11 protein-coding genes are annotated in these 11683 nt (G+C 41.9%); 7 read left to right on the top strand and 4 right to left on the bottom strand.

Features of this window, described 5'->3' with window-relative positions:
* Positions 1-144: 144 nt before the first annotated feature.
* The 5 genes from KL866_RS07835 (at position 145) to KL866_RS07815 (ending at position 3444) form a co-directional block, all read left to right on the top strand.
* Positions 145-369, top strand: coding sequence for a DUF4177 domain-containing protein (locus tag KL866_RS07835; protein WP_025254191.1), 225 nt, complete (start codon positions 145-147; stop codon positions 367-369).
* Entirely contained in the window at positions 362-586 is a 225-nt protein-coding gene (yidD, locus tag KL866_RS07830) for a membrane protein insertion efficiency factor YidD (protein WP_081765817.1), read from the top strand. The genes KL866_RS07835 and yidD overlap by 8 nt, the downstream gene beginning before the upstream one ends.
* Positions 587-590: 4 nt before the next feature.
* On the top strand, positions 591-986 hold the full coding sequence (locus tag KL866_RS07825; RefSeq protein WP_214994439.1) for a TM2 domain-containing protein: 396 nt from the start codon (positions 591-593) through the stop codon (positions 984-986).
* Positions 940-1722, top strand: a complete 783-nt coding sequence (locus KL866_RS07820) for a M48 family metallopeptidase (protein WP_214994437.1) — start codon at positions 940-942, stop codon at positions 1720-1722. Before KL866_RS07825 ends, KL866_RS07820 begins: the two co-directional genes overlap by 47 nt.
* A 309-nt stretch (positions 1723-2031) precedes the next feature.
* Positions 2032-3444, top strand: a complete 1413-nt coding sequence (locus tag KL866_RS07815; protein ID WP_214994435.1) for a serine hydrolase domain-containing protein — start codon at positions 2032-2034, stop codon at positions 3442-3444.
* Positions 3445-4213: 769 nt separating this feature from the next.
* Here the strand turns inward: KL866_RS07815 and KL866_RS07810 are convergent.
* Positions 4214-4819 carry a TetR/AcrR family transcriptional regulator gene (locus KL866_RS07810; RefSeq protein ID WP_214994433.1) on the bottom strand — a complete coding sequence of 202 codons (606 nt, stop codon included), beginning with the start codon at positions 4817-4819 and terminating at the stop codon, positions 4214-4216.
* 101 nt (positions 4820-4920) lie between these two features.
* Here KL866_RS07810 and KL866_RS07805 point away from each other — a divergent pair, with 101 nt between their 5' ends.
* The gene (locus tag KL866_RS07805) at positions 4921-5937 is read left to right on the top strand and encodes an aldehyde reductase (protein WP_214994431.1); all 1017 of its coding nucleotides are present in this window, start codon (positions 4921-4923) and stop codon (positions 5935-5937) included.
* Positions 5938-6495: 558 nt separating this feature from the next.
* Here KL866_RS07805 and KL866_RS07800 read toward each other — a convergent pair.
* The 3 genes from KL866_RS07800 to KL866_RS07790 are packed head-to-tail and all read right to left on the bottom strand — an operon-like array spanning position 6496 to position 10111.
* A complete protein-coding gene (locus KL866_RS07800; RefSeq protein WP_025256361.1) occupies positions 6496-7374 on the bottom strand; it encodes a nuclear transport factor 2 family protein in 879 nt (292 codons plus the stop codon).
* 2 nt (positions 7375-7376) lie between these two features.
* Positions 7377-8465, bottom strand: coding sequence for a nuclear transport factor 2 family protein (locus tag KL866_RS07795; RefSeq protein ID WP_214994429.1), 1089 nt, complete (start codon positions 8463-8465; stop codon positions 7377-7379).
* Between the two features lie 32 nt (positions 8466-8497).
* On the bottom strand, positions 8498-10111 hold the full coding sequence (locus KL866_RS07790; RefSeq protein WP_025256359.1) for a sodium:solute symporter: 1614 nt from the start codon (positions 10109-10111) through the stop codon (positions 8498-8500).
* A gap of 132 nt (positions 10112-10243) precedes the next feature.
* Here KL866_RS07790 and KL866_RS07785 point away from each other — a divergent pair, with 132 nt between their 5' ends.
* On the top strand, positions 10244-11242 hold the full coding sequence (locus KL866_RS07785) for an ester cyclase (protein ID WP_214994427.1): 999 nt from the start codon (positions 10244-10246) through the stop codon (positions 11240-11242).
* Positions 11243-11683 lie beyond the last annotated feature (441 nt).

Raw genomic sequence — 11683 nt, 5'->3', positions numbered from 1 at the left:
TTTATCAAGCGAGAGTGCACTATGAGGACTAAAATAAGTAAATTTATATATCTAGCTCGGTAGGTAGATATTTAACTATTGCCGCTCTATTTCGATTGTTATATGGTAATTCTTTGTTAATTATAAAAATTCAGGGAAGATGCTATGACTCAATATGACGAATACAAAGTAATTCACGTGGTAGAAGGCGGTTGTGGAACATTATTACTTGGTTCCAGTGGATTGCCTCTGAAAAAGCTTGAAGCAACGCTTAATATGGAAGCGCAAGATGGCTGGCAGCTTGTTTTCCAAGTTATCGAAAATAAACGATTCCTGCTATTCTGGAGCCGAGAAGCTGTTATTTTAACTCTCGGCCGTAAGCGTGTTTAAACGCGTTGCACTTTCAGCCATTCGCCGATATCAAGCGAATGGCGGTTCCCAAGCTCATTTCAATATAAGCTGCAACTTTACTCCAACGTGTTCCGAATACACGCACCAAGCAATCGAAAAGTACGGTGTAATGAAAGGCATTTATCTCGGTTATTCTCGTATCCGACGATGTAATGATCCTGATTGTATTACGGTAAAACCAGATCCGTTAAGGTAACGTCATGGACGATTTAGCATTTAGAGAGCAAGAAGAAGCACTTAGAAACAAGGCTGCACAACTTAGTTCTGAGTTAAGAAAGCAGTACTATCAGCTTGAAGAGCAACTAGTCAAAGACCCGGATACCTACGCTGTACTTAACTATTTTTTTGCAGCTGGTTTACATCACTTCTATCTAGGCAAAATAGCTCGCGGTGTCGTGAATTTAGTATTAATGCTAATTGGTCTTGCACTAATTCCCTATCATGGTTGGGTATTGATAATTTTCGTATGCGTTATTGAATTACCTCAATTATTCAATAGCCAAAAGATAGTTAGGCAATACAACATTGACGTGATGCGAGAAGTATTAGATGAGCTTAACAATTCAAAGCAGAATCAAACAATCTCAGACGACTAAACGAGCACAATGGTTTTTAATTTTTGCGGCCACAATAATCATTGTGTTGCTCAGTGGTTATCAGTTTTACACCAAAGGTGTGCCTTATTTTGCGGAAAAAATATCCGAATCGTTACCTGATGAGATCTACCAAGTTATTGACGAAAGTAGCTTACAAGAATTAGATAACTCAGAGTTTAACGCTTCTCAATTAAGCATATCTGAGCAAGAAGAAATACAGGCTCTTTTCAAATCATTACTCAAGGGAGGCACTCACGGCAATCGAGGTTACAAGCTTGAATTCAGACAGTGGGATGGAAAAGCAAATGCCATGGCGTTGGCAAACGGCACAATAATTATAACTGATAGTATGGTGACTCTTTCTGAAAATCCGCAAGAACTGAGCGCAGTCATGCTTCATGAAATTGGTCACGTTAGACATAACCATGTTATGGAGTCTCTGGTGGGTTCTTCTATTGTTTTCGTTAGCTTGACTATAGTATTTGGCGATGTCTCTGCGGTTTCAGACATAATAATGCAGGGAGCAATACTTGGGCTAAATCGAGGTTACTCTCAGCAAGCCGAATTTGAAGCCGATTTTTATGCTAACGAAAAAATGAATGAAATGTATGGTGATAATACAGGAATGATTAGCATTTTTGAGAAGTTAGCTGCTGAGACAGACGACCCGCACAGTTGGTTGAGTTCACACCCAAGTTTTGAAAAACGGATAGAGAAAATCAAGCGGGCGGATTGATTCGCCTCGTTAACTCAGATTATTTGCACATGCTGTCTTTACCTTGGGCTACACACTTCCGGTGAAAGCTAAATTAAATCTGGCGGTCTGTTGTGTACGTGAAGCCGCCGTTCACGATTTTTAATTTCTAATCAAACCTAAGCCAGTCTGAGGTTTGCATTTTTTATTTTAAAACGAAGTACAACAGCTAAGTAAATGTTTCCAGTCGCAAGTTTTCAGAAGAGAGTAGAGCAAATCGTTCTTCATCACAGAATGGTGTTACGCTAACGCGTAGATAAAAAATAAATATGACAGTGGAGCGTCAACCAAGTGAATCAGAAATCAACATTAGTTTTTATCCTATTTTTTTCCTTTTGCTCTTTTGCTTTTGGTGACGAAAATGACCAAAACGCAAAGAATACGACTCTTACTGCAATCACGAACGACATCGCAACGCAATTTCATGATATGGGCTGGTTTTCCGGAAGTGTACTGGTAATACAAGATGATAAAGAAATATTTGTATCGTCTTATGGTTTTCAGAACATTAAAGAGCAAATAAAGAACACGGGGCAAACTCGGTTTAACCTTGGTTCGATCATGAAGGACTTCACTAAAGTATTGGTATTACAACAAATTGAAAAAGGCAAGCTTAGGTTGAACAGTCAGCTGATTTCCTTTGATTTGGGTTTCAAACAGTCTTTTACTGAAGACATAACAATCGAACAACTACTAAATCACAGCGCTGGGTTTGACGATATCTTTGTCGCTGAATATCGGGAAAACCCTCTTGCATTTGATACTCTCGATAAGAAACTGAGTATATTGATCGATCGCCCTCTCATATTCAAACCCGGTACTGACAATCAATATTCGAACTACGGATATATCGTATTGGGTAAGATTCTTGAAAAAGTTACGGGTGAGCCATTCGAAGAACTACTGAAAAATAAGATATTCTTACCGACGGAAATGACAGACACCACATTCGAGCCTTCTAATTCACATGATCACCAGTCGGTAAAATATACTTATCAATACGACAGCACATTGAGGGAAGTGGGTGTTGTTGAGCATCCAAGTCCAGATGGCGGTATTGAGTCAACTGTAAGAGACGTACATCGATTTTATAAATCGCTCTTTTACACCGATAAACTATTACAAAATTCAAACCCAATTAATCGCAAAGTATTTGCTATGGATAAGCCTCATTGGGGGGCATATGGTGGCGGACTTGGAGTCAGTGCCGCCGTGGAAATTGACCTAGCTAGTAACTATCAAATTGTGGTTCTTGCAAATAGTGACAACTTAGTCGCGGAACTCATATCTGGTCGAATACTCTCGTTTATCAAAAACGGGGAGTATGCGCCAGTTAGGCAGTTGGAAAAGAATTTTGCTTACGAATACTATAAGACCAACGGGAAAAAGAAGTTTTCAAAGCAGTTTAAACTGGCTTACAGCGATGAGGGATACGGGCGATTCATTGGCAGAACCATCAATGAACTTGGAATGGAACTCCTTAGGGCAGAATCATTTACGGAGGCATTTGACATGTTCTATTATTTAGTTTCACTTTTTCCAGATGCACCTCAGGTATACGACAGTCTAGCCTTTGCCTATCTATATAAAGGGGATGAGACGACTGCGAAAGAGACTTTCAATCAATCTTTAGCGATCAAAGCTGATTTTGAAAGCGACTACGTGAGTGATAATTATGGTCATGATGACACTGTAGTTGACTGAGTGCACAGTATTTCTAGCTTTAAGCACTGCATTGCTCTACTTGTAACTATCCACACGAAGCTTTTAATTTGGGATGTAGTGGCATAATTTTTTTGCAATTAACTACCCAAAGGTTAGTCAATTTTCTGCATGCTGAATGTCCGCTCCTTGTCTCAAGGTGCAGCTAGCACTTAGGGGCTGAAACTTACATTAAGCGGTCATTGGCGCATTGACAATAGAGCGGCGACACAGAGCGAGAAGCAGACGGTCGATAAACTTGTTTTTGGGCATAAACGCCTCAGTGTTTTTACTAATTTAAAACAATTCGGACAACCTCAGGTATTGCAAAGCCTCTAATCGAGTGGCCAATTTAACTATGCCACTACACAATGATGGTTTGATATTGCCGTGGCGCTTTATGCTTCAGAGAGAGTCTATTGCTCTTAGTATGGCTCACCGTTTTTTATAGGATGATCTTCTTATATCGGTTCAAATGAGATTACACGGTGCAGGAGCTGCGTATTTGCCTACTGGATTAGTTCAACGGTATATCGATGAAGGAAAACTAATAAGCTTTTGTGAGGAATGGCTCCCGCAATGAAGAAAGTTGTATTTGGTTTGCACCGGTAAGCAGCACTTACCTTCAAAATCGAAGAAGTTCAATCACTTTATTAACAGCCAACGTCAGGAAATTACCGTATTGTTAAATGGTAAGCCTGCTTAACTCCGAGAACTCTTCAATAACGAAAATCATTCAGAGCTAAACATTCATTAGTTTGTTGGCTCCCTATCAAAGCATGGAGAGAGCTACCTGCAATATTGCCCGAGCATCCTTACCGGACTCGCCTTTCATCATTTGTAATTGCGCAAAGCTGATTTGGGCATAAATATAGATAGCAGCAAATCGGCTATCCATAGCTGTCGTTTTGAACTCTCCTTTCTCTTTTGCCGCATCAATCCATAGCTCTAATGCATTTATGACATTTTCATAGGTTTTATCGATTTGTTCGATTGTTGAGTCGCCCAAGTTCAAGCGTGATTCTTTCATATTTGCAAACAGGCACCCTTTGGGCATTTCAGAGGTTTCATCTTCACTCGTGCTGTAAAGTGCAAGGTTTTGTAGTGTCTCATGAAATGGAATGTCCAAACTCAGAACGCTGAGCATCGGGCTAAGTATTGTCTTCTCGTAGCGTTCTAGCACAGCATGCTTCAGTCCATCTTCATCGCCAAACTCTCGATAAATACCTGGCTTAGATACGCCTGCCAGTTTGCACAATTCATTAATCGACACCTGATTGATACCGAGTGTCCAATAGCTTTCCTGTGCAATATCTAGCACATGGTTACGGTCGAATTTTTTAGGCCGACCACGAGATGCTTTTTTTTCTTCGTTCATATTTAAGTACCGACTGGTATTTTATTGTTGACAGCTGAATAACACAGAATTAAGATACCACCCAGTACTTAATTATTCAAGAAACAAAAGAGGCAACTATAATGGTTAAGAAAACCGTTCTACTGACTGGTATTTCAGGCTTTATTGGTCTTCATATTGCAAAACAGCTTTTAGACCAAGGCTTTCATGTTCGAGGCTCTATTCGTAATATGAAAAAGGCACAGAGCATCAAAAAAACACTAGAGAAAGCATCAACCAATGTAAGCGAGTTGTCATTTGTCGAGCTAGATCTGACCTCTGATGAAGGATGGGATAACGCCGCCGAAGGCTGTAACTATGTAATGCATGTTGCATCTCCGTTTGCCGCTGCTGAGCCGAAACATGAAGATGAAATGATAAAACCTGCTGTTGAGGGCACACTTCGAGCACTTCGAGCAGCTAGAAAGGCTGGAGTTAAGCGAGTTGTATTAACTAGCTCTGCGATGACTATGATGGCAACAATGAAGAGTGGCACAATTGGACCAGATGATTGGGCAGACACTAACGCTAAAGATATTGGTACCTACGCAAAAAGCAAGACATTAGCAGAACAAGCGGCATGGCAATTTATAGAAAAACAAGATTCTGCTATGGAGCTTGTTAGTGTCCACCCTGGTGGCGTTTTTGGTCCGGCTTTGGGTGATGATATTAGTGGACAATCGATGTCAATGATTGACCAAATGCTACGCGGAAAAGTCCCAATGCTCGCTAATGTGGCTATTCCAATGGTCGATGTTCGTGATGTAGCAAACGTCCACGTACAAGCAATGACTCACGATAAGACTGCCGGTCAGCGTATTATTGCTTCTCGACCAGAGGCAATCCACCTTAGACAAATTGCAAAGGTACTGAAAGAGCATGGCTATAAAGGTCCAAGCACACGCGTCGCTCCAAACCTATTAATTCGTATTATGTCTCTTTTTGATAGTGAAGCTAAGGGTATGCTGGGCTTCCTAGATATGAATATCAGTGCAGACAATAGCAAAGCACGTGAGCTATTTAACTGGACGCCACGCCCGTTTCCAGAAACTGTACTTGATGCGGCAAAATCTATTAAAAAGATTCAGAAAAAGTCATAACCCGCTTGCTATATGGGTCTTCGTTGATCACCATTTACATGCACCCATAAATCATAGCTTAGAGAGAGCTATTTAGCAGTCTCATACATACTAAAATGCCCAAGGTTATTACCAGCTTTGGGCGCTTCTTTTTAGCAAAATTAAAAATAGCTTTCCCATAGCTTCTGGTCATGAATGTATTCGACTAACAATTAATAAGTTAGCTTAAAGATGCATCAAATAGCCACCATTTACAGCTTAGCTTGAGAGCAAAAAACAATAAGAGTAGTAATGGTTAGGTAGTGTCTATTTGGCTCACTTTGGGGCATAAACGAGTTAGTTCCACAGTCCGCATGGCACATAACGGAATTATAAGCAGAGAGTATTGAATGTCCGTTGCTTGTCTATAGCTGCCCCTTAAAACTCAATGCAGCGATAAAAAACAAACTAACCCTTCAACCTCTCAATCACTACTAATAGAAAGCCAAAAAAAACGCCTCTACACACAAAGAGGCGCAAAAATTCTAACGTATCAAATTTTAGTGACTGGAAGCTGATACGTTAGCTTAAAAAAGTTGTTTAGAAGGGAAGGAGGGCACCAAAGCGTTTTTCAAACGCGATAGAATCAACTACCCAGTACTCATTAGTAATTTTATTATCGTTAAACGTAAGCATGGTTGCTATGGGCAGGCGCACGCGTATAAGGCCGTTATCTGTCTTCAGGTCTGCATCTATTCGCCATCTAACTAGCGCATTGCTTTCATCAGCTATTACTTGTTCAAGTTGACAGTAGCGGCGGTGTAATTTGCCTTCAAGTTGAGTTAGCCAGGATGAGATAGAAGGGGAACCTTCTTTGTTTAACACTTGGCTATTTACGCTAATATGGGTAGCGTCACTGTAAAGTTCCTTGATGCCAGCCGTGTCGAAGCCCTGCCACACCTGCCACCATTGTGACAGTAGCGCTTTGCTCTTATCGCTAGTGTTACTTGCAACTACATCGCTAATGCCCGCATGAGTTGTCTTAAGATGAAGTTGAGGGTCGAATTCGCTCAGCTGTAATGGGTCTGGCTCGGGCCAAAAAGGTAGCGACATCGAGTTGTCATAGCCTGGGGCTTCTTTCGTATTATAGTGCCCCGCAAGTGAAGCACTGTCTACCCATTGAAGCAATTGCTTGATAGCGTCATTGCGATGTTCGCATTGTGCAATAAAGTAGGTGCTGGTCGATGCTGATGAAAGACAAAATACGCCTGCTTCAACATCACCACTTTGCACCTTCGCGCATAGTTCAACGGTCTCAAAACGCGTTGTAATATCAAGCCAGTTAGCCATTAAACCCCGCTGCTGAATAGGCCCGTAATGCAGCCTTTCTCCTAAAAGCCAGCGGCTTGAATGAAGCAAGGCAGCGGTAAGTGTTTGTGTGTCTTGTTTTTCTAGCAACTGTTGAATTGTGCTTAACATGCTTATGCCTCCGTCGCTTGTGGTAGTTTGCGCATAAGGTTTGCTAACGCCGCTACTTCGTCAAACACCGTAAATTCCTTGACTATTACACCGTCTTCAATCTCAAAGTGAGTTGCCCCTAAAATGTAATGGGGTTGCTGATTAAACTGCGCATATTTGCTTTGTGTAGCATTGTAATGACCCGCCAAGCCCCATCTAAGCGCAATATTCACGCGATTGTCGTCGTAATGGGTAACGCAAATATGATCCACAACCATGTTGGCGTCTGGGCAACTGGCCAAGTATTTTATGAACATGCCGCCAATAGCTGCATTGCCAGTGGCTTGGCGACCGCCCGGCCATTGCACTGACGCATTGGGTTTGTAAAAGTCAGACAGCTTATTGAACATGCGCTTATTGAAGATTTGGTCGGCCCACGATTTGGCAAAGTCGCCCCACTGCTTGTCTTGCTCTGGCAATACTTCCCAGCGCGATGCCTCGTTAGCACATGTTCGTGCGTACTCTTCATTTAGCCATTGGGTAAACGTGCTCGACACAGGAAACTTGGCTTGAAAAGCAGCTGCATCGTCTAGCTCAATACCAAGCTGAGCAATAAGAAAGCTATTGTCTCGCATTAGCCATTCGTAAAAAATCTTATTGTCTCTACACATGCAGTCTGCAATGGTGGTTACACGCCCGGTTTTGCCTGTTGGCGCACCGAATTCAGAGGGACCTTTATTGGTCATAATACTGGTGATACGGTGCGACGAATAATACACATCGTTGGCTTCTTCGCGGTAAATAACGTCTTCACCAATAAGCGACCTGTCAGGGAAGGCGGCAATGGTTTTTAACGTGTTTTGAACCACCACATCAACACTGTCGGCATAACCGCCAAGCGTATGTACCGGGCAGTAATCAGCATAATAATCGTAGCAAGCGCCAATATTTTTCTGCTCCCAAATACGATGGGTAATGCGCAATATGTAGTCTGCTAAGTCAACAAACTCTTCATCGAAACCCGCTAAGGTTTGCGTTTTACTTCGTGCAGGGTCCAGCATGTCATTCAGAGGCTGCCAATACACCGTTTTTGCTATGGATGTTTCGCTCATAGAATCTCCCTCAAAAGCGCTGAGTTTGGCTTTTAAAACATAAATTGAATTGAAAATAAGAACACGAGTGTGAGTAAGAAGAACCCGAACAATATGTAGTTGATTGGGTCTACGCGGCCAGGTACGCGATACCATCCTTGCTCTTTCTCATCGAGGCCTTCGCGCGCGAAGTATTGCTGTTGCCCTTTAATGGTATACGCGTTGTACTCGGTTTGAACGCCATCGATAAGGCGGCTAGCAATCATAGACACTACAATGTTGGCGCTTGCGCCTATGATGCAGTACCACGGCCACGCGATATCTGTATTTAAGGCCACTAAGGTCACAACAATAAAGCCGCTTAATGTGCCAATGATCAGGCCATTTTCGGTTGTCTGCTTAGAGAAGAACCCTAAGAAGAACATGCCCATTTGTGCACCCACAAAATAGGAGCCTACTTTAGACAAAATCTCTAAAATTGAGCCTTCACTGAATAGGTGGTAGCCAATTGCTGGAAAAATAATAAGTACGGCGAAGAACAAGGTGAAAATACGCGAAGCTTTAAGGTAATGGGCATCTGACGCGTCTTTCTTAAAGTATTTGATGTAGAAATCGATTGTTGCCACTGTCGATAGCGAGTTAAATGATGAGTCTAGGCTAGACATGGATGCGGCCATAACTGCGGCTGCGATGATGCCCATTAAACCCGGTAAGCCGTAATCGGTAGCGAATTGCAGAATAATTGTGTTGCTGTTTTCGAAGGTTTTGCCTTGATAAAAGTCGTAAAACAACACGCCAAGTACAATGAAGAAGAAGTAGATAAAGAACGCGCAGAAACCCATTAACAGATACGATTTCTTAGCGTCACCAATATTCTTGGCTGCCAGCGTTCGCTGTACCATCATTTGGTTGGTGCCGTAAACGGTGATATGGTAAAGCGTCATAGCAATAATGCCGCTCCACACTGTGGTTTCTTCAGTAAAATCGAAGTCCCAGTTAAGTGGGTTTAATTTCCCTTGCGCTTTAAGCTCGCTCATTGATGATGACAGTGTAGTGTCGCCGCTATCAAGCAGGGCGTACATAATAATGCCTGCGCCTACAAACAATATCACTGACTGAATAACGTCAGTCCAAATTACGGCGGTAATACCGCCCATCATTGTGTAGATAAGTGCTATCGCGGTAACAATAACAATAGACCACACCACAGGTACGCCAGTAATGAACGACAAAACAAGAGAGGTGGCATAGAGAATAGCCGCAGAACTCATAATTTGGCTTAGCATAAAAATGCTAGATACCATGGCGCGGGCACGTTTGCCGAAACGCCGTTCCTGATAATCGTAAATGGACGCTACACCCGCGTTATAGAAGAATGGGAAAAAGAATATGATTACGGCCATGATGACGAGAGGGTAGTTTAAATGAAGTGCTATAACGGATAGCCCCTCTGAATAAGCCCAGGCTGGTGCCCCAAGAAATGTCATGGCGCTAACATAAGTGGCAATAACCGAAATACCTATTGCCCACCACGGTGTTTGTTTTTGACCGAGATAGAAATCGTCGGAATTTTTTATATTTTTACCAATCACCAAACCCAGTAACAGGTTCGCAATGATGTACCCGCCTAAGATGGACCAGTTTAAAACGCCAAAATTTTCAGTCATATTGTTTACTCTGCCTGCTTAATAAGCGCGCTTTCTATTTACAATAATACTCAACCTAATACATAATGACTTCGAAGTCATTAATTATTTCAGGCCAGTATTAACAATTTTTTAAACAACGAGGCATAAGTCATGAGTTTTAATAGCGAAAAAGCAATTGTCAGATCTTATCAAGCCGCTTTTGATGAAGGTGAGGCAAGTGATGTTAAAGACGTAGTTAAATCATATGTCGATGAAAATGCGAAGGTTTATGCCTGCTATCCGTTTGATGAATGTTCGACTCCAGCAGAATTAGTGAAGGGTTTGTGGGAGCCGTTGAAGCAGAGTTTTACACGTATGAAGCGCCGTGAAGACGTATTCATGGCCGGAAATAACAGTGCAGGCGAAGGCAAGTGGGTTATGTCAATGGGTCACTTCGCTGGGCTGTTCGATAAGCCTTTTCTTGGTATTAGAAGTACAGGCAAGTTGGCCTTTTTACGATATGCCGAGTTTTTTGAAGTGCGCGAAAATAAGATAGTTAGCCACGCTATTTTCTTCGACTTAATTGCTCTAATGCAGCAAGTCGGGCTTAATCCTCTGCCCGTAGAAACAGGCCATACGTTTGTTTATCCAGGGCCATGCGATCACAACGGTTTATTGTTTGAAGAACAAGACCCTCTGGAATCTAAAAAGACCATTGAGCTGGTTGAGGAAATGGTAAGAGATCTGGATTCTTTGAATAAATCGGGTAACGATAACTGTCCGCCAGAGCTTCTAGCTAAATGCTGGAGTGAAGATATGGTGTGGTACGGACCAGCGGGAATAGGGGCTACGTACACCATCGAGCGTTACCAGCAGCAGCATCAATTTCCTTTTCGCAAGGGTTTGAAAGATAAAGTTTTTAATGGCCATGTGGCGCGTTTTAGTGAAGGCGGTTTTGCCTGTTTCTTTGGCTGGCCTAACCTTTCGAATACTGCTGGTGGAGGTCTTTTCGGTATGCCAGCGTCGGGTATTCGTGCCGACATGCGAGTGGTTGATGTGTACTATCGAAAAGGAGATAAATTACTGGAAAACTGGGTGTTGATGGATGTGCCATATTGGTTAAAACAGCAAGGGTTAGATATCTTATCGCGCACTACCACCTATAGTTAAGCTAACAACACTTAAGGCTTTATACCTGAAATAGGTTTACTGACTGACGTCATTTTCCCTCAAAGCTACCTAGCAAAATCCCCGTTTTTGCTAGGTAGGCTTTCTGATAACCCAAGCTATCTTAAGTGCACTTTCTTATCTATTTCCACTAATGCTTAGCTCATGCATTCGCATTCGGTTTCTATCCTTTCGAATGGCATTTCTCTAATCAGCTCCTACCAGTCATTTTTGACTTGAAGTCTTTATTTATACTTCGGAATCTTATTTTTATTGTCATTGTTAAGACCCGTGATCGGGTAATAAATCCTTTTATTACATGCGTTTATTTGTTTTAAGTGTATTTAAACAAAAAATTAAAATTCATGAATTAACAATCATTGAACATTTTTATTGACTTCGAAGTAAATTGGGTTGTATGTTTGTTTAGACCAAGAATTACAC

Source organism: Alteromonas sp. ALT199 (assembly GCF_018619335.1).
GTDB lineage: Bacteria > Pseudomonadota > Gammaproteobacteria > Enterobacterales > Alteromonadaceae > Alteromonas.
This window is presented reverse-complemented; position numbering and strand designations above follow the sequence as displayed.

What these genes read in the sequence shown, in the direction of transcription:
- KL866_RS07825 (WP_214994439.1), top strand. Translation starts at nt 591, where the DNA reads ATGGACGATTTAGCATTTAGAGAGCAAGAAGAAGCACTTAGAAACAAG.
- KL866_RS07800 (WP_025256361.1), bottom strand. Translation starts at nt 7,374, where the DNA reads ATGTTAAGCACAATTCAACAGTTGCTAGAAAAACAAGACACACAAACA.
- KL866_RS07795 (WP_214994429.1), bottom strand. Translation starts at nt 8,465, where the DNA reads ATGAGCGAAACATCCATAGCAAAAACGGTGTATTGGCAGCCTCTGAAT.
- KL866_RS07835 (WP_025254191.1), top strand. Translation starts at nt 145, where the DNA reads ATGACTCAATATGACGAATACAAAGTAATTCACGTGGTAGAAGGCGGT.
- KL866_RS07785 (WP_214994427.1), top strand. Translation starts at nt 10,244, where the DNA reads ATGAGTTTTAATAGCGAAAAAGCAATTGTCAGATCTTATCAAGCCGCT.
- KL866_RS07805 (WP_214994431.1), top strand. Translation starts at nt 4,921, where the DNA reads ATGGTTAAGAAAACCGTTCTACTGACTGGTATTTCAGGCTTTATTGGT.
- KL866_RS07820 (WP_214994437.1), top strand. Translation starts at nt 940, where the DNA reads ATGAGCTTAACAATTCAAAGCAGAATCAAACAATCTCAGACGACTAAA.
- KL866_RS07810 (WP_214994433.1), bottom strand. Translation starts at nt 4,819, where the DNA reads ATGAACGAAGAAAAAAAAGCATCTCGTGGTCGGCCTAAAAAATTCGAC.
- KL866_RS07790 (WP_025256359.1), bottom strand. Translation starts at nt 10,111, where the DNA reads ATGACTGAAAATTTTGGCGTTTTAAACTGGTCCATCTTAGGCGGGTAC.